Source organism: Streptomyces sp. NPDC025721, assembly GCF_055558595.1.
Genome location: NZ_JBVHMF010000007.1, coordinates 162,310 through 179,510, shown reverse-complemented (window position 1 = coordinate 179,510; position 17,201 = coordinate 162,310). Strand labels below are relative to the sequence as shown.

15 protein-coding genes are annotated in these 17,201 nt (G+C 73.6%); 9 read left to right on the top strand and 6 right to left on the bottom strand.

Annotated features, from left to right (window positions below):
• Positions 1-73: 73 nt before the first annotated feature.
• A complete protein-coding gene (locus ACZ4EF_RS13250) occupies positions 74-433 on the top strand; it encodes an ArsR/SmtB family transcription factor (protein WP_391161906.1) in 360 nt (119 codons plus the stop codon).
• Positions 417-3,206, top strand: coding sequence for a magnesium-translocating P-type ATPase (mgtA, locus tag ACZ4EF_RS13245; protein WP_467504347.1), 2,790 nt, complete (start codon positions 417-419; stop codon positions 3,204-3,206). The genes ACZ4EF_RS13250 and mgtA overlap by 17 nt, the downstream gene beginning before the upstream one ends.
• On the opposite strand, the gene ACZ4EF_RS13240 is transcribed toward mgtA, so the two are convergent.
• Both ACZ4EF_RS13240 and ACZ4EF_RS13235 read right to left on the bottom strand, forming a co-directional pair.
• Complete coding sequence (locus ACZ4EF_RS13240; protein ID WP_355340909.1) at positions 3,179-3,421, bottom strand: hypothetical protein; 243 nt, start codon at positions 3,419-3,421, stop codon at positions 3,179-3,181. The two genes, mgtA and ACZ4EF_RS13240, sit on opposite strands and share 28 nt — an antisense overlap.
• 124 nt (positions 3,422-3,545) lie before the next feature.
• Complete coding sequence (locus ACZ4EF_RS13235; protein WP_467504345.1) at positions 3,546-4,121, bottom strand: TerD family protein; 576 nt, start codon at positions 4,119-4,121, stop codon at positions 3,546-3,548.
• Between the two features lie 217 nt (positions 4,122-4,338).
• On the opposite strand from ACZ4EF_RS13235, the gene ACZ4EF_RS13230 reads away from it, so the two are divergent.
• The gene (locus ACZ4EF_RS13230) at positions 4,339-5,013 is read left to right on the top strand and encodes a lytic transglycosylase domain-containing protein (RefSeq protein ID WP_467504343.1); all 675 of its coding nucleotides are present in this window, start codon (positions 4,339-4,341) and stop codon (positions 5,011-5,013) included.
• Between the two features lie 112 nt (positions 5,014-5,125).
• On the opposite strand, the gene ACZ4EF_RS13225 is transcribed toward ACZ4EF_RS13230, so the two are convergent.
• Positions 5,126-6,961, bottom strand: a complete 1,836-nt coding sequence (locus tag ACZ4EF_RS13225) for an ABC transporter ATP-binding protein (RefSeq protein WP_467504341.1) — start codon at positions 6,959-6,961, stop codon at positions 5,126-5,128.
• The gene (locus ACZ4EF_RS13220) at positions 6,958-8,667 is read right to left on the bottom strand and encodes an ABC transporter transmembrane domain-containing protein (RefSeq protein WP_467504339.1); all 1,710 of its coding nucleotides are present in this window, start codon (positions 8,665-8,667) and stop codon (positions 6,958-6,960) included. Before ACZ4EF_RS13220 ends, ACZ4EF_RS13225 begins: the two co-directional genes overlap by 4 nt.
• Before the next feature lie 150 nt (positions 8,668-8,817).
• Between ACZ4EF_RS13220 and ACZ4EF_RS13215 the strand changes: the two genes are divergently transcribed.
• Positions 8,818-9,600 (top strand): AraC family transcriptional regulator, encoded by a 783-nt coding sequence (locus ACZ4EF_RS13215; RefSeq protein WP_355340924.1) that lies wholly within the window; start codon positions 8,818-8,820, stop codon positions 9,598-9,600.
• Positions 9,601-9,622: 22 nt separating this feature from the next.
• Here the strand turns inward: ACZ4EF_RS13215 and ACZ4EF_RS13210 are convergent, their stop codons facing one another.
• Positions 9,623-10,657, bottom strand: a complete 1,035-nt coding sequence (locus tag ACZ4EF_RS13210; RefSeq protein WP_467504337.1) for an ABC transporter substrate-binding protein — start codon at positions 10,655-10,657, stop codon at positions 9,623-9,625.
• A gap of 394 nt (positions 10,658-11,051) precedes the next feature.
• Here ACZ4EF_RS13210 and ACZ4EF_RS13205 point away from each other — a divergent pair, with 394 nt between their 5' ends.
• The 3 genes from ACZ4EF_RS13205 to ACZ4EF_RS13195 all read left to right on the top strand — a co-directional run bounded on the left by ACZ4EF_RS13205 (position 11,052) and on the right by ACZ4EF_RS13195 (position 14,366).
• Entirely contained in the window at positions 11,052-12,164 is a 1,113-nt protein-coding gene (locus ACZ4EF_RS13205) for a FecCD family ABC transporter permease (RefSeq protein WP_467504335.1), read from the top strand.
• A 161-nt stretch (positions 12,165-12,325) separates the two neighbouring features.
• Complete coding sequence (locus tag ACZ4EF_RS13200) at positions 12,326-13,363, top strand: FecCD family ABC transporter permease (protein ID WP_467504333.1); 1,038 nt, start codon at positions 12,326-12,328, stop codon at positions 13,361-13,363.
• Between the two features lie 184 nt (positions 13,364-13,547).
• Complete coding sequence (locus ACZ4EF_RS13195; protein WP_355341335.1) at positions 13,548-14,366, top strand: ABC transporter ATP-binding protein; 819 nt, start codon at positions 13,548-13,550, stop codon at positions 14,364-14,366.
• 48 nt (positions 14,367-14,414) lie between these two features.
• Here the strand turns inward: ACZ4EF_RS13195 and ACZ4EF_RS13190 are convergent, their stop codons facing one another.
• Positions 14,415-15,086, bottom strand: coding sequence for a TetR/AcrR family transcriptional regulator (locus tag ACZ4EF_RS13190; RefSeq protein ID WP_467504331.1), 672 nt, complete (start codon positions 15,084-15,086; stop codon positions 14,415-14,417).
• A gap of 132 nt (positions 15,087-15,218) precedes the next feature.
• Here ACZ4EF_RS13190 and ACZ4EF_RS13185 point away from each other — a divergent pair, with 132 nt between their 5' ends.
• Together ACZ4EF_RS13185 and ACZ4EF_RS13180 are read left to right on the top strand one after the other, a co-directional pair.
• Positions 15,219-16,211, top strand: a complete 993-nt coding sequence (locus tag ACZ4EF_RS13185; RefSeq protein ID WP_467504329.1) for a zinc-binding dehydrogenase — start codon at positions 15,219-15,221, stop codon at positions 16,209-16,211.
• Positions 16,212-16,368: 157 nt separating this feature from the next.
• The gene (locus ACZ4EF_RS13180) at positions 16,369-17,133 is read left to right on the top strand and encodes an MgtC/SapB family protein (RefSeq protein WP_355340942.1); all 765 of its coding nucleotides are present in this window, start codon (positions 16,369-16,371) and stop codon (positions 17,131-17,133) included.
• The last annotated feature ends 68 nt before the right edge of the window (positions 17,134-17,201 follow it).

Here is a 17,201-nt window from a genome sequence, read left to right as displayed (position 1 = left end):
GCGTTCACGGACACGCTCTAGACTGAGCGCTCGCGCGGTCGGCGCGCAGGCGCGGTCCGGAGGGAGAGCGGTGGTGGCGAGGGGCGGGGGCGACTTCGAGGAGTTGCCCGCTGAGGTGCTGACACAGGCCGCCGCGGCCTTCGGCCTGCTGGCCTCGCCCGCGCGGCTGCACCTGGTGTGGACGCTGATGCAGGGCGAGAGCGATGTGACCGCGCTCGCCGAGCGCGTCGGCGGCGCGCTGCCCGCGGTCAGCCAGCACCTGACGAAGCTCAAGCTCGCCGGCCTGGTGCGGTCACGCCGTGAGGGACGGCACGTGGTGTACCTGGTGGACGACCCGGACGTGGAGACCATGGTGCGGTGGATGCTGCGGCAGCTCGCGGAACGCGGTGGGTACACGACAACGCCTGGGCGCGTCCGTGACCTGGGCGCCTGACAGCGGACCACGTCCCACCGCCTGGGCGGCGCCCGAGCCGGTCGACGGCCTGGAGCAGGGCGCGCCGCCCGGTCACCTCACCGCCCCCGACACGGCGGATCTGCCCACGCTGGAGTTCCTGCGCGTGGTCGGCAGCGGTCCGCGCGGGCTGCTGGAGTCGCAGGCCGACGACCGGCTCGCCCGGTACGGCGAGAACGTCCTTCCCGCGCTGCGCTCCGTCTCCTGGCCGCGCCGCTTCCTGCGCAGCCTGCGCGATCCCTTCACCACCGTGCTGTTCTGCCTCGCCCTGGTGTCCGCCGCCGTCGCCGCCTGGAACACCGCGTGCGTGATCATGGCGCTGGTCACGGTCAGCTGTGTGCTGCGCTCCAGCGGCGAGTACCGCGCCGACCAGTCGGCGTCGGCGCTGCGGGAACTGGTCGCCGCGACCGCGACCGTACGCCGTCGAGCGGACGCGAACAGCGCGCCGGAGACCCGCGAGATCCCCGTCGACCAACTGGTGCCCGGGGATGTCGTCCTGCTCGGCCCGGGGGATCTGGTCCCGGCCGATCTGCGGCTGCTGCGCGCCACCGGGCTCACCGTGCACCAGGCCGCGCTGACCGGGGAGTCCGCGCCCGTCGCCAAGTATCCGGTGGAGAGTCCCGCCCCGACGGGCGACGCGTCGCCCGCCTCCGACCAGGAGCCGGGGGACGGGGCGACCGGCGACCGCCGGCACCGGCACGGTTCGTCGTCCGCGCAGGAGGCGCCGCACCTGTGCCTCCAGGGCAGCAGCGTCGCCTCGGGCAGCGCGACGGGGGTCGTGATGGCGACCGGCGAGCACACCCGGTTCGCGCGGGGCTTTCGCGGTATGTCGACGCGGCGGCGGGAGAGCGCCTTCGACCGTTCCGTGCACGGCATCTCCTGGTCGCTCATTCGGTTCATGCTGCTGACGCCGCCGCTGGTGCTCATGGCCGACGCGGGTCTGCGCGGGCGCGGTCTGGAGACGCTGCCGTTCGCGGTCGCGGTGGCGGTCGGCCTGACGCCGGAGATGCTGCCGGTCGTGGTGACCACGACGCTGGCCAGGGGGGCGTCCCTGCTCGCCCGTGGCAGCGACGTGATCGTCAAGCGGCTGCCCGCGCTGCACGACCTGGGCGCGATGGACGTCCTGTGCACGGACAAGACGGGCACCCTGACCCAGGACCGGCCCGTCGTCGCCTGCCATGTCGACGGCGAGGGGCACGACAGTCCCGACGTCCTGCACTGGGCGGCCGTCAACAGTCTGTGGACCCTCCAACTCGCCGAGCTGCCCTCGCCCGACGCGCTCGACGAGGCGCTGCTGGACGCGGCGGAGGAGCGCGGCGACGACCTCGACCACGACGCGGTGGCGGCGCTCCCCTCCGATCCCGTACGCCGCCTGGCCACGGTGGTGCTGCGGACACCGGGCAGTCCCGGCACGCACGCGCTGGTCGTGAAGGGCGCGGCGGAGGCGGTGATCGCCCGGTGCGTGCGGCAGCGCGTGGACGGCCGGGACACCGACCTGGACGACGAGGCCCGCGCGCGGCTGCTGTCCATGTGCGCGCAGCGGGCCGAGGGAGGTCTGCGGGTGCTCGCCGTGGCCGCGGCGGAGCGGCCCGCGAAGTCCGGCGCCTCGTCCGTCACGGCGTCGGACGAGTACGGGCTGACGTTCCTGGGCGTCGTCGGGCTGCGGGACGCGGCGGCGGACACGGCGGCCGACGCCCTGACGGCGCTCAGCGGGCGCGGTGTCACCGTGAAGGTGCTCACCGGCGACCATCCGGGCACCGCCGCGCGGGCCTGCGACGAGATCGGACTCGACCCCGGCCGGGTGGTCACCGGCGACACGATCGACGGCCTGGACGACGACGCTCTGGCCGAACTCGCCGAGACCACCACGGTCTTCGCCCGCTGCACCCCCGCGCACAAGGCCCGCGTGGTGCGGGCGCTGCGCGCGGGCGGCCACGTCACCGGTTTCCTCGGCGACGGTGTCAACGACCTGCCCGCGCTGCACGCCGCCGACGTGGGGATCAGCCCGCGTGACGCCACCGCCGTGGCGCGCGAGGCGGCCGACGTGGTGCTCGCGGCGAAGGACCTCACCGCGATCTGCCACGCGATCGTCGCCGGGCGCCGCAGCAGCGGCAACATCGCCACCTATCTGCGGATCGCGCTGTCCTCGAATCTGGGCAACGTCATCGCGATGCTCACCGCCGGGCTGCTGCTGCCCTTCCTGCCGATGCTGCCGATGCAGGTCCTCGTGCAGAATCTCTGCTTCGACGGCGCGCAGCTCGCCTTCGCCTACGACCGGCCGCCGGCCGCCGACATGGCGCGGCCCTCGGCCCTCGAACCCCGCGCCATCCTGCGCTTCGTCACCGGTTTCGGCATCCTCAACGCCATCGCCGACGTGGCGACCTTCGGCATCCTCGCCCTGTCCATCAGGGGATTCGGCACCAGCGCCAGCCAAGAGGCTTTCCAGTCGGGCTGGTTCACCGAGAATCTGCTCACGCAGGCCCTGGTGATGCTGCTGCTGCGCACCGGCCGCACCGCCGCGGAGGGCCGCGCGCCCGGCCCGATCCGGCTGACCACCAGCGCGCTGGCGGCCATCGGCATCCTCGTCCCCCTCTCCCCCCTCGCCCCCGCCCTCGGCTTCACCGCGCTCCCGCTCTTCTATTACGCGCTGCTCGCCGCGGTCCTCATGTCGTACGGGACGGCGCTGGTGATGGCGAAGACGCGGTACGAGGCGCGGACCGCCGCCCGTCAGGGACTGGCGGCGTCGAAGCCGTAGCGCAAAGGGGTGTCCCCGGCGCGGGACGTGCGTCGATAGATGTGCAGCGCGTCCACCCGTACGCCCGTCGTGCCCGCTTCGTCGTCGAGGGGGCACGGACAGCTCACCTGCACCACTCGCGGCCGTCCGGCCACCCGTATCCGCACGCCGTCCGCCGGACCGCCGTCAAGGACCGCGGCTTCCCAGCCGTCGGCGCCGTTCCCTGCTCTCTCCATGCGCGACACTTTATCGATTACGCAATTGGGGAACTGTCGCGGGTGCGGACGTGGCGGGATTCAGGCGACGGGGGTGGGACCGCCCCCAGGGGGGGTGGAAGGGGCGGCCCCGGCTCGGTGGACCTCAGACGTTGACGCCGAAGTCGGTGGCGATGCCCGCGAGACCGGAGGCGTACCCCTGGCCGATGGCGCGGAATTTCCACTCCGCTCCGTTGCGGTACAGCTCGCCGAAGACCATCGCCGTCTCGGTGGAGGCGTCCTCGGTCAGGTCGTAGCGGGCGAGCTCGCGCCCGTCGGCCTGATTGACGATACGGATGAACGCGTTGCGGACCTGGCCGAAGCTCTGGCCGCGCTTCTCGGCCTCGTAGATCGACACGGGAAAGACCACCTTGTCGACCTGGAGCGGGACCGTCGCGAGGCTCACCCTGATCTGCTCGTCGTCCCCGTCACCGCCGCCGGTCAGATTGTCGCCGCTGTGCGTGACGGAGCCGTCCGGGCTCTCCAGATTGTTGAAGAACACGAAGTGCCGGTCGCTCAGCACCTTCCCGCCCACGTCGCACAGCAGCGCGGACGCGTCCAGGTCGTAGTCGGAACCCGTCGTGGTCCGTACGTCCCACCCCAGGCCGACCGTGACGGCCGTCAGTCCGGGGGCTTCCTTACTGAGAGAGACATTGCCGCCCTTGGACAGAGTCACACCCACGAGCCCTCTCCACCTTCCCGCTTGTTTTCGCGTCCTCTACTGAGAAGAACGAGGATCCGCGCGACGCGGTTCCTTGATTGCGCAATCTTTGAAGTGCTCACAGGTCCAGGCCCGGACCTGCGGCGGAGGTCGGTACCCCCTCGCGACGCGGCGGACGCGCGTGTCGCGGGGCGAGTCCGTACGGTGGCACCGTGCGGTGACGGAAGGCGGCGGGACAGTGGCGGTCGACAAGCCCCGGAAGCGGTGGCCCTGGGTCGTCCTGGCGACCCTGGTGGTCGCCGGATGGGCCGCGGGCGGCCGTGGGCACAGCCCCGACGCCGCCGACCGGTCGGCGGCCGGCGGCTCCGCCCGGCCGAGCAGCAGCGCGCCGAGCGCGTCCGCCGAACCCTCCGCCTCCGCGAGCGACGGTCTCGGGCGGTACGCGGCGCAGGTCAAGCGGTACGCGGCCCGCGCCGGGGTCGACCCGCAGGTGCTGATGGCGATCCTCTACAACGAGGACTACAAGCCGCACGACCCGGCCTTCCAACGGGCCTGGCAGAAGCTCAAGCCGGACGCCGCCTTCGGGATCGCGAACATGCACAAGGCCACCTTCGACGAGACCAGGCGGGGCCGCGACTTCGCCGGCCGCGACTGGGACGAGCTGCCCGACGACACCGGCTTGGCCATCGAGTCGGCGGCCTGGTATCTGCACGACCTGGCCGCCCAGCTCCCCGCCCACCGCTCCACCTCACTGACGGTGAATCAGCTGATCGCGCTCGGCTACAACACCGGCGCGGGCAACATGCTGGCCTTCGCCCGAGGCGTCACTCCCGGGTCACAAGCCCAGTCCTATCTCGACCAGTTGACCTCGAACTGGGCCGCCGCGGGACGGGACGTGCGCGGCTCCGGCTGACCGCGCGGCGGACGCCGAATGCCCGATGCCTCATGCCTGATGGCTGATACCTCATGGCTGGTGCCTCATGCCTGGTGCCTCATGCCTGGTGCTGGACTCCGGGTGTCGCGGCTCAGGACACCGGAGGCGTGGCGGGCGCGGTCGCCCGCGACGACCAGGCCGACCACAGCTCGGCGTACCGGCCGCCCGCGGCGACCAGTTCGTCGTGCGGGCCCTCCTCGACGATGCGGCCGTCGTCCATCACCACGACCCGGTCCGCGGTGGCGGCCTGCGTGAGCCGGTGCGCCACCACCAACGCCGTGCGTCCGGCGAGCACTTCGCGCGCGGCGGCCTCCAGCGTGCGGGCGCCCTCGCTGCCCGCCTCGGCCGCCGACTCGTCCAGCACGGCGATCGGCGGATCGGCCAACGCCAGCCGGGCCAGCGCCAGTTGCTGGGACTGCACGGCGGTGAGCGCCATGCCGCCCGACCCGACCCGCGTCGCCGTCTCCTGGGGCAGCGCGCGGACCCACGCCAGGGCGCCCGCCACGTCGAGAGCCGCTGTCAGCGCCGCCTCGTCCGCGTCCGGCCGGGCCAGCAGCAGATTGTCGGCGACCGTACCGGCGAAGACGTGGGTGTCCTGGTCGAGCAGCAGCACGGCGGGCCGCCCCGCCCGCCCGGTGGCCCCGACCGACACGTGACCCGACGTCGGCGGATGGACGCCCGCGACGATCCTCGCCAGGGTGCTCTTGCCCGCGCCGGTCGTGCCGACCAGCGTCACCTGCTCGCCGGGGGCCAGCCGCAGCGAGACGCCGTGCAGCACGGGCCGTCCCGGCAGGTAGGCGTGGTGGATGTCCCGCGCGTCGAGGAGATACGCCGGGCCCTGTGCGGGGTCGGCGGCGGACTCCCGCGGCGCGGGTACGGCCGTCACGCCCGGCTCGGCGGCGGACTCCGGTGCGAGGTCGGCCGCTCCGACCAGCCGGGCGAGTCCCGCCGCCGCCTCCTGCGCGGTCGCCGCGAGCCCCAGCAGCACATTGACGGGGTCGAAGAGCCGGACGAACAGCAGCGCGGCGGCGGTGGCCTCGCCGACGCCCGCGTGGCCGGCGTGCACCAGCCAGTAGCCGGTGCACAGGATCAGCCCGAGGCCGGTGAACTCGGCCGCGTTGAGGCGGCCGTAGAAGCGCGAGCGCAGGGTGACCGCGCGCAGGGCGTAGCCCATCGCGGCGGCCGAGCGGTCCGCGACGCGCTTGGTGTGCCGTTCGGTGAGCCGGAAGGCCCGTACGGTCTCGACGCCCGACACCGATTCGAGGATCTGCCGGGTCCGCTCGCCGCCCGCGACGCGCTGGGCCGCGTAGAGGGGACCCGAGTGGCGCAAGTACCAGCGCATGGTGGCTGTCTGGATCGGCATGGCGCACAGCCCCGCCAGGGCGAACCGCCAGTCGAGGGCGGTCAGTCCGATGACGGTGAAGCCGATGGTCAGCGCGGCGCCCGCGACACTGGGCAGCACGCCGCGCAGCGCGCCCGCCACCAGGGAGGCGTCGTCGCCGATCCGCGCGGCGAGGTCACCCGCGCCGACCTGTTCGACGCGCTGCGCGGGCAGGGCGAAGGCGCTCTCGATGACGCGTTCGCGCAGCCGGGCCAGGGCGGTCTCGCCGACCCGCGCGGTCAGCCGCAGGCCCATCGCGGTCAGTACGGCCTGGGCCAGCACCGCGGCCAGCAGCACACCCGCGGCTACGTAGACCGGTCCCTCGCCGCGCCGCTGCTGCACCACGTCCACGATCCGGCCGAGCGCCAGCGGCCCGACCAGGCCGACCAGTGCCTCGGCGACGAAGACCGCGGCGGTCAGGAGGGCGAACGCCCTTTGCGGGCGGACGAGTTCGAGCACCGCGCGGCCGGTTCTCGCCGGGGTCGCGACGGGCAGCAGGTCGGCGACGGTGGTCGCTTCCCCGGTCCGCTCGGTCTGCGCGCTCATGCGAACACCGCCGCCCGGTAAGCCGGTTCGGCCGCCGTGAGGTCGGCGTGCCGCGCGCTGGCCACCACCGCGCCTTCGGTGATCAGGACGGTACGCGCGCAGGCCGCGAGCAGCGCGGGGGACGTGGTCACGATCAGTGTCGTACGGCCCGCCCGCTCGTCGGTGACCGTGCGGGCGATCCTGGCCTCGGTGACCGAGTCGATCGCGGTGGTCGGGTCGTCGAGCACGAGGATCGGCGGGTCGGCCGCCAACGCCCTGGCGAGCGCGACGCGTTGACGCTGGCCGCCGGAGAGGAAGGCGCCGCGCTCGCCGACGCGGGTGTCCCCCGCGGCGGGCAGCAGGCCGTCGGGGGCAGGCCGGGAAGGGGTTCCCTCGGGCCCGGAGCCGAGATTGTCGAGGATCGTGCCGTCGAAGAGGAACGGGTGGTGCGGTGCGACGAGGACGCGTTCGCGTATCGCGGCCCCGGTGAGGTCGGTGGCCGCCGTGCCGTCCAGCAGGACGGCGCCGCTCTCGGGCTCCGCCTGTCCGCGCAGGCACGCCATCAGGTCGGCGACGGCGGCCGGGTCCGGCACGACCAGCCCCACGTGCTCCCCGGCCGCGACGCTCAGTTCGACCCCGCGCAGCCGCCCGTAGGTGAGGGCGCGCAGTTCGAGCGCGCCACGCGGGCCCGCCGGGGAGTCGGCCTCCGGGGCGTCCTTGGCCGCGGCGGGAGCGCCGGGCGCGCCCGCCGTGTCGAGCACCGCCGTGACGCGTCCTGCGGAGGCGCGGGCGCGGGCGAGGTCGGGGCCGACGGCGATGAGGCCCTGGGTCGGTCCGAGCAGGAACTGGCACAGGCCGGTGCAGGCGATGAGGTCGCCGAGGCTGATCCGGCCCTGGAGGGCGAGCCGCCCGCCGACCAGGGCGACCGCGGTGACCAGGACTCCGCCGAGCAGCACGGCGGCGGCGTCCATCAGCGCCTCGAAACGGGCGGCGGAGATCGTGGCGCGCAGACTGGTCCGGTTGGCCTCGACGTAGCGGGTGTACGCGGGGCCCTCCGCGCGCAGGCCCTTGAGGACCCGCAGTCCCGCGACGAAGTCGACCGCGGTGCCCGACGCGCGGGCGGCGGCGGCCTGTTCCGCCGCGCCGCGGCGCTCCAGCGGGCGGCCGAGCAGATGCACCGCGACGAGGACGGCGGGCGTGCCGAGCAGCACCAGCAGGCCGAGCGTGACGGACATGCGCAGCAGCAGGGCCGCGCCGAGGACGAGCGCGAACACGCACGCGATCGCCTGGACGACGGACGTGGTGAATCTGCCGACGTTCTGCGCGTCCGAGACGGCGACCGACATCAGGTCGCCGGGCATCCGGTCCCGTACGGCCGTCCCGTCCGGCGCGAGCATCCGGTCGGTGAGCCGTACGCGGACGGCGTGCGCGGAGCGTTCGGCGGCGGCGACGGTGGCGCGGGAGCCGAAGCGGAAGCACAGCGACAGCGCGAGGAAGTCGGCGGCGAGCACGGCGAGCCAGGCCGCCAGCTCCCGGCCGGAGCCGCCGTCCACCGCCCGGTCGATCACGACGCCGACCACCACCGGCACCAGCGCCTCACCGGCCAGATGTCCGCTGCGCAGCAGCACCGCGGCGGTGAGGCTGCCGCGTACGTGGAGCGCCGCGGCGCGCAGCGGGCCGGGGTCGGCGGCGGGGGTGATGACGGCGGTGGGCGGTGTCTCGGGCATGGGGAGGTGTGCGCTCTTTCCAGGCCCGCGGGGACCTTGGCCGGTGGGTGGTGCGTCGTGCGTACGGCCGCCGGACGGTGGTACGTGCGGCGGCCACCGCGAGGTTACGGGTCGGTCCGGGCTGTCGTAAATGAGCTACGCTGCTGACTTATGTCGCTGAACAGCCATGCCGTCGCCGAGGGTTCGACGCCGCCCGCCCGCGCCGAGGCGCTGCGCGTCGTGAACTTCGACATGGCGCGCGGCCAGCGCTTCGGCGAGCACGAGCACGACGTGCACCAGCTCGTGTGGGCGCCGACCGGTGTCCTGGCCGTGGACATCGGCGCGCACTCGTGGGTGCTGCCGCCGACCTTGGCGCTGTGGATACCGGCGTGGGTGCCGCACACGACGAGCGCGAGCCGCACCGCCCGGATGCGCAGTGTGTACGTGCATCCCGAGAGCTGCCCGCTGGCGTGGTCGCAGCCGACGGTGGTGGCGGTGGGGCCGCTGCTGCGCGAGCTGATCACGCACCTGGCGGACCCGGATCTGGAGCCGGAGCCGAGGGCGCGGGCGGAGGCGGTGATGTTCGACCTGCTGCGGCCGGTGGGGGTGACGACGATCGACCTCCCGATGCCGGTGGACGGCCGGGCCCGCAAGGTGGCCGAGGCGCTGCTGGCGCTGCCCGCCGACCACCGGCCGCTGGAGGACTGGGGGCGCGAGGTCGGGGCCAGCGCCCGTACGCTCGCGCGGCTGTTCAGCTCCGAGACCGGGATGTCGTTCGGCCGCTGGCGCACCAGGGCACGGCTGCGCGCCGGGCTGGAGCACATGGCGGGCAACCGGCCGCTGGCGGCGGTGGCGCTCCAGGTCGGGTACTCCACGCCCAGTTCGTTCATCGCGGCCTTCCGCCAGGAGACCGGCCGCACACCGGGCGCGTACTTCTCCGCTTCGCCCCGCTGAGACCGGTCCCGCGGCAGCGCCGTCACAGCGAGGTCAGCGCCTTCTCGAAGTCGTCGAGCACGCCGAGCGCGTCCTCGTAGCCGCCGGGCAGGAAGTAGTCGCTGCCGTAGAGGTGGTGGGCCTTGGCGGCGGCGAGCTGCTTGAAGGACTTCTGGGCGAAGAGCTTGGGCCCGAGGTTGGCGGGCTTCCCGTCGTTGGTCGTGTAGTAGAAGATCGCGTCCGCGTCGGAGAGCTTGGCGGTGATCAACTCGTAGGAGACGGGCTGCTGTTCGGCCAGCCGCTGGGTGGCGGTGGCGAACTGCGCGCCCGCCTCCTTGAGGATGCCGCCGATCGGCGACCCCACGCCGTACAGCCACCACTGGCCCTCGTCGAATCCGCCCTGGAGCAGATCCCAGTGGACGCGGCCGAGGACGTCCGCGTGCTTCTGCTTGATCTCGGCGACGCGCTGGGCGTAGCGGCCCTTGAGCTTGTCGAGAGCGGTCGGTACGCCGAGGACCGCCGCCGTCTGGTCGGACATGTCACGCCAGGGCGCCTTGGACTTGGAGAAGGGCAGCAGGACGGTCGGCGCGAGCTCGCTGAGCTGGCCGTACGGCAGGTTGGCCTGGACGTCGATGCCGATGATCAGGTCGGGGCGCAGGGCTGCGACCTTCTCCACCTCGATGGCGCCGCCGACGCCGTTGGAGACCTTGGGGATCTTTCTCCAGCGCTCCAGGTCGCGCTGCGGAACGTACTCCTCCCCCGCGTTGAACAGGCCCGCGGGCGTCAGGCCGAGGTCGAAGATCGCGGACATCGGGAAGTCGTTGATCGCGACGACGCGCTGGGGCTTGTCCGGGATCTCCAGCGGGCCCTTGGCGGAGTCGACGGTACGGGTCGCCTTTCCGCCGCTCTTGCCGCCGCCCTTGGTTCCCGCCGAAGCGCTGTCCGAGGAGCCGGATCCGCCGGATCCGCAGGCGGCGAGGCCGAGGAGCGCGGCGCCCGCCGCGCCCGCGCCGAGCAGGGTGCGGCGGGTCGGACGCGCGAGGCGCGACGAGGAAGGGCCGGGCGGCAGGGACGACATGAGGACCTCCGAGCAGAACTTAGGTTTACCTAACTTTGGTTACCCTAAGCGCGGCTTTCCGGGGTGGATTCTGGCCTCGGCCAGTCGGTGTCGGCAGAAGGTCACCCGCGGCCTCCGGCCGCTCCCGCCGCCGTACGGACGCGGTCTCGCCAACTCCCCCGCGCGGCACGGAATTCCGCACTCCGGTGCGACGACGGAACGGCCGCACGGAGCGTCGACCCGATCGGGCAGGGCCGCTCAGGAGTGTCCGTTCGGCGACACAAGATGTCTTCCTACGGCCTGTCCGCCGCCGCCGGGCGGCTCGATTCCCCCCAAGGGGCGGCAGAACGACCGCACGGCTTAAGTTAGCCTGCCCTTACTTTCCGCCCGGGTGAGTCCGCCGAGGAGTTGGCCCATGAACGTCTTGCGAGCCCGCAGCGGGCCCGCCCCGGTACCGGCCGACGGGACTCCTCCCGTCCCGGCCGCGACCGGCTCCCCCGCGAGCGCGCACGGTTCACCCCGCCGTGATCGTACGGCCGCGCTCGGCGCCGGGCTGATCGTCGCCGCGGTCGTGCTCGCCCTCGCGGTCGGCGCGAGCCTGGCGATCGGCGCCAAGTCCGTCCCCCTGGGCACGGTCCTGGACACCGTCTTCCACCACGAATCCGGCAACGACGACCAGACCATCGTCACCTCGCTGCGGCTGCCGCGTACGGTCGTCGGTCTGATGGCCGGTGCGGCGCTGGGCCTGGCGGGGACGGTGATGCAGGGTCTGACCCGCAACCCGCTGGCCGATCCCGGCCTGCTGGGCGTCAACGCCGGGGCCTCGCTCGCCGTCGTCACCGCGATCAGCGTCTTCGGGATCACCTCCTTCACCGGCTACGTGTGGTTCGGCTTCGTGGGCGCCGCGGCGGCGGCCCTGCTGGTCTACTCGGTCGGCTCGCTCGGCAGGGAGGGCGCGACACCGGTCAAGCTGGCGCTGTCGGGCGCCGCCGTCAGCGCGGGGCTGACCTCCCTCACCACCGCCGTCCTGCTCACCGACACCGCGACGTTCGACCGGTTCCGGTTCTGGGAGGTCGGCTCGCTGGCCGGGCGCGATCTCCCGGTGGCCTACCAGGCAGGACCGTTCCTCCTGGTCGGCGCGGTGTGCGCGCTGGGATCGGGACGGCTGCTCAACACCCTGAGCCTCGGCGACGACACCGCCCGCGGGCTCGGCGCGAACATCGCCGCCGCCCGGATCTTCTGCGCGGTGTCCGTGGTGCTGCTGTGCGGCGCCGCGACCGCGCTCGCCGGTCCCATCGGCTTCGTCGGGCTGACCGTTCCGCACGTCGTCCGCTCCTTCACCGGCCCCGACCACCGCTGGATCCTGCCGTACTCGCTGTTCATCGCCCCGGCCCTGCTGCTGGTCTCCGACGTGCTCGGCCGCATCGTGGCCAGGCCCGGCGAGATCCAGGTCGGCATCGTCACCGCGGTGCTCGGTGCGCCGGTGCTCATCGTGCTGGTCCGGCGCGGAAGGCAGGCGGGGCTCTAGTGAGACCGACCTCCGACCCGCAGACGTCCGTGCCGCCCGGACCGCGGACCTCCGGACCGCGGACCCCCGAACCGCCGACCGGCCGCGCGGGATCGGACAGCGCCGTTGCGGACGGTGCCGCTTGGGACACCGCCGCTTCGGACCGTGCGATCCGGACGACGGTGCCTGCCGACACCCTGCGCGCGATACGGGCCGCGCGGCGCCGGCCGAGGGCGCGTACCAGCGCCGTCGCACTCGTCCTCGTGCTGTGCGCCGTCGCTCTGCTGTGCGCCTCGCTGTGCGTCGGCAGCTACTCCGTCCCGCTGTCCGACGTGCTGCGCTCGCTGGCCGGGCGGGGCGACGCGGCCACCGACTTCATCGTGCTGAAGGTGCGGCTGCCGCGGGCCGTCACCGCGGTCGCGGCGGGCGCCGCGTTCGGCCTGTCGGGCGCGGTGTTCCAGACGCTGATCCGCAATCCGCTGGCCAGCCCCGACGTCATCGGGATCACCTCCGGGGCGAGCGCGGCGGCCGTGGTGGCGATCGTCGTGTTCGGACTCGGCGGCGCGACGGTGTCGGGACTCGCCGTGGCGGGCGCGCTGGCCACCGCGCTGGCGATCTATCTGCTGGCCTGGCGGCGCGGGGTGACCGGCTACCGGCTCGTACTGGTCGGCATCGGCGTGGCCGCGGGGCTCTCCAGCATCGTGTCCTTCCTGCTGACCAGGGCCGACATCTACACCGCGCAGCAGGCACTGCTCTGGCTCACTGGCAGCCTCAACGGCGCGGACTGGCCGCTCGCCCGCGCCCTGTTGCTGTGCCTGCTGCCGCTGCTGCCCGCGGTCTGTCTGGCGGTGCGTTCGCTGCCGGTGCTCGGGCTCGGCGACGACAGCGCGACCGGCCTCGGGGTACGCGTCGAGCGCAGCCGCCTGGTGCTGATCGGCCTCGCGGTCTGTCTGGCCGCGGTCGCCACGGCGGCGACCGGGCCGGTCGCCTTCGTCGCCTTTCTCTCCGGTCCCGTCGCCCGCCGTCTGGTGCACGGCCGGGGTCCCGCGCTGAAACTGTCCGCGCTGACCGGCGCGGTCATCATGCTCGGCTGCGACTTCGCCGGGCAGCACCTGCTGGGCCCGACCGAATTCCCGGTCGGTGTGATCACCGGGGTGCTCGGCGCCCCGGGTCTGCTGTGGCTGCTGGCCCGGGCCAACCGGGTCGGGCAGGGAGGATGAGGACACCGCGATGACGGACACGACAGAGCAGGGCGCGCCCGCGCGGCCGGCCGCCGCGACGGACGGCGTATCCGGCGCGGCGGAGGCGTACGGCAGCGGGGGCGACACGTACGGGAAGCGGGAGGCCGAGACGTACGGGAAGAGGGCAGTCGACACGCGGGCCGAGACGTACGGGAAGGGCGCGGTGGACGCGCCCAGCACGCTCGCCGCCCGTGACCTGCGGCTCGGCTACGACCAGCGGCCCGTGGTCACCGGCATCACCGCCGACATCCCCGCCGGACGGGTGACGATGATCGTCGGCCCCAACGCCTGCGGCAAGTCCACCCTGCTGCGCGGCCTCGCCCGGCTGCTCGCGCCGACCTCGGGCGAGGTCCTGCTCGACGGACAGGACATCCACCGCCTGCCCACCCGTCAGGTCGCCGCCCGGCTCGGCATCCTTCCGCAGACCCCGGTCGCGCCGGACGGCATCCGCGTCATCGACCTGGTCGGGCGCGGACGCTACCCGCACCAGGGCTGGTTCCGGCGCTGGACGGCCACCGACGACGAGGCCGTCGCCGAGGCCCTGACCGCCACCGACACCCTCGACCTGGCCGAGCGCTCGGTGGACGAACTGTCCGGCGGCCAGCGGCAGCGCGTGTGGATCGCCGTCGCCCTCGCCCAGCGCACGGGCGTCCTGCTCCTCGACGAGCCGACCACGTACCTCGACCTCCCCCACCAGGTCGAGGTCCTCGACCTGGTCACCGACCTCAACCGGCAGCGCGGCGCCACCGTCGTCACGGTCCTCCACGACCTCAACCTCGCCTGCCGGTACGGCGATCACCTCATCGCGATGAAGGACGGCCGGATCGCCGCCGAGGGCCCGCCCTCGGAGGTCGTCACCGAGGACACCGTCCGCGACATCTTCGGCATGGAGTGCCGCATCGTCACCGACGAGGTCTCGCGGACCCCGCTGATCCTCCCAATAGGCCGCCACCGCGTACACCGGCCGACCGCGACCGACTGACCTCGACCGGCTGACGTACGCGGGCCGGAGCTTCTGGCGGGACAGGCCCTAGCGGCGGGGCGCGGCGGTCGGCGTACGGGCAGGCGCCACGGGGATGACCGGCGGTACGGGTGACAGCCGCGCCGCGGGCGGGAGCGGCGCGTGCTGCGGGGACGCCCGGAACGCCTGGATCGCGAAGGCGGCGAAGCGCCGGGAGGCCGCGACGCGGGCCGCGGGTGACGGCGCGTGGATGCCGCTGTTGGCCATGAGGACGAGGATCAGGTCGTCCAGCACGAAGTCGGGGCGCAGGCGGCCGGTGGACTTGGCGCGGGCGGCCAGTTCCGCGACCGCCTTCAGCGCGTACTCGCGGCCCGCGTCGAAGTCGACGGCGTGCGGGAACGTCGACATGAAGGCCGCGGTGAAGCCGCGGTCGCGGGCGTGCAGCTCGCAGATCCTCTCGATCACCAGGCAGAGGCCGCGCCAGGGATCCGGGTCGGCGAGCCCTTCGTCCACGATGTCGTGGCAGGCCCGCAACTGACCGGTGAACGCCTCGGTGACCAGCGTCACCTTGGTCGGGAAACGGCGGTAGAGGGTGGCGGGGCCGACTCCGGCGCGCCGGGCGATCTCCCGCATCGGCACGTTCAGCCCCTTGGTCGCGAACACCTCGCGGGCCGCTTCGAGGATGCGCTCGCGGTTGTCGAGGGCGTCGGAGCGCAGGGTGTGAGGCAATTCGTCGGTCACGCTCTCACTTTAGCCAAACGGACGGCGGCGTCCGTTACCGTCCGAAGCACCAGGTCCGCGGGCCGCCGGGTTCCGGACGGGCGCGGACCACGAGGGCCGGGAACGGCCGTGGACCAGCGCAGGGAGCAGACGGTGAAGGCAGTCGCGATCGAGACGTTCGGCGGCCCCGAGGGCATGGCGGTCGTCGACCTCCCCGCCCCGGCGCCCGCCGCCGGGCAGGTGCTCATCGGCGTCGAGGCGAGCGGTGTCGGCGGCGTGGACGCCGTGATCCGCAGGGGCACGCTGGCCTCGTACGGCTTCAAGGAGGGGCACATCCTCGGCAGCGAGGCGGCCGGTACGGTGACCGCGGTCGGCGACGGCGTCGACACGTCGTGGATCGGGCGGCGCGTGTGGGCGTTCACCGGGCTCAGCGGCGGTTACGCCGAGCAGGCGGCCGTCCCGGTCGAGGCGGTCCTCGCGCTGCCCGACGGGCTGTCGGCGGTGGACGCGGTGACGCTCGGCAACTCGGGCGCGGTGGCCCATTTCGCGCTGGCCCATGCCCGCTTCGCCCCCGGCGAGTCGGTGCTGGTGCGCGGCGCGGCGGGCAGCATCGGGATCATGACGGTCCATCTGGCGTCCCGCGCGGGGGCCGCCGCGGTGGCGGTCACGACATCGTCGGCCGAGCGGGGCGAGCGGCTGCGCGCACTCGGCGCGACGCGTGTGCTGGACCGCTCGGGCGACACCATGGGCAGCCCTTTCGGTGCCGACGACATTTCCGACGATGCTCCGGGGGGATACGACGTCATCATCGACATCGTCGCGGGCGCGGACCTGCCGTCCTTCTTCGGCCGGCTCCGGCCGAACGGCCGCATGGTGGCCGTGGGCGTGGTCGGCGGCCCGCCGCCCGCCGACTTCGGCATGACGATGATCGCGGCCTTCCAGAAGTCCCTGTCGTTCGCCACCTTCAGCACCGACACCGTGGCCGCGGCGGATCTGACCGCCGTGCGTACCGCGCAGTTCGCCGCCGCGAGCCGCGGCGAACTGCCTCTCGCGGTGCACGAGGTGCTGCCGCTGGAGCAGGCCGCGCTGGCGCACCGGAAGATGGACGCGGGCGAGGTGTTCGGCCGGATCGTCCTGACGCCGTAACCCGAACCGCCGTCCAGAGCTGGGCAGTCGCTCGCGGCGCGGGCTCCACAGGCCGCCCGTCCCGTTACGCGCTGATCGGTTGATGCGCTGATCCGCCCAACCGGGCGTGGGAGAGCCGGTTCCGCGCCGCCGCCGTGGCCAGTGGCAGGATCTCCTCATGCAGCATATTTCGTTCGCTCTGCCGCTTTTCGATCCCGGTGCGGGCCAAGGGGCCAGGCAGTTCGCCGAGTTGGGCCTCGCCCTGCTGCTGTCCACCCTGATCGGCGCCGAGCGCGCCACGCAGCAGAAGAGCGCGGGACTGCGCACCCACACCCTCGTCGGTGTCGGCAGCGCACTGTTCATGGAGGTGTCCCAGCACGGGTTCAACGCCGTGCTGGGCATGCAGGCCGTCTCCTTCGACCCGTCGCGGGTGGCCGCCCAGATCGTCTCGGGCATCGGCTTCATCGGCGGCGGCCTGATCTTCGTACGGCGCGACGCGGTCCGCGGCCTCACCACCGCGGCGACGGTCTGGCTCACCTGCGCGGTCGGCATGGCCTGCGGCGGCGGTCTCCCGCTGCTGGCCATAGGAGTCACCCTCGCGCACTTCCTGGTCGTCCAGGGCTACCCGTGGCTCACCCGCCGGGTCCCGGTCCTCGCCACCCCCGAGCGCACCCGCATCCACCTCGCGTACCGGATCGGCACCGGCGTCCTCACCCGCGTCCTCGAATACACCGCCACCCAGGGCTTCCGCGTCGTCCAGGTCCGCGTCGACCGCGCCGCCCAGCACCCCGACGACGAGAACTGGCACCCCACCGAGGGCGGCACCGCCCTGGTCGCGGTCGACGTCGAGGGCACCGGCAGCCCCGAACACCTGGTCGCGGGCCTGTCCGAGTTCGAGGAGCTGCTGAGCGTCTCGTCGGTCGCCGACGAATCCGACGACTGACCGGGGACGCGCCCTCGTCCCTGCCCCAACAGCGTGGTGCCCGGCGCCCGTGGACGGTGCCGCCGGGC

Coding starts and splice junctions, on each gene's coding strand:
- ACZ4EF_RS13240 (WP_355340909.1), bottom strand. CDS start 3,421: ATGGAGAGAGCAGGGAACGGCGCCGACGGCTGGGAAGCCGCGGTCCTT.
- ACZ4EF_RS13225 (WP_467504341.1), bottom strand. CDS start 6,961: ATGAGCGCGCAGACCGAGCGGACCGGGGAAGCGACCACCGTCGCCGAC.
- ACZ4EF_RS13220 (WP_467504339.1), bottom strand. CDS start 8,667: ATGCCCGAGACACCGCCCACCGCCGTCATCACCCCCGCCGCCGACCCC.
- ACZ4EF_RS13215 (WP_355340924.1), top strand. CDS start 8,818: ATGTCGCTGAACAGCCATGCCGTCGCCGAGGGTTCGACGCCGCCCGCC.
- ACZ4EF_RS13210 (WP_467504337.1), bottom strand. CDS start 10,657: ATGTCGTCCCTGCCGCCCGGCCCTTCCTCGTCGCGCCTCGCGCGTCCG.
- ACZ4EF_RS13205 (WP_467504335.1), top strand. CDS start 11,052: ATGAACGTCTTGCGAGCCCGCAGCGGGCCCGCCCCGGTACCGGCCGAC.
- ACZ4EF_RS13180 (WP_355340942.1), top strand. CDS start 16,369: ATGCAGCATATTTCGTTCGCTCTGCCGCTTTTCGATCCCGGTGCGGGC.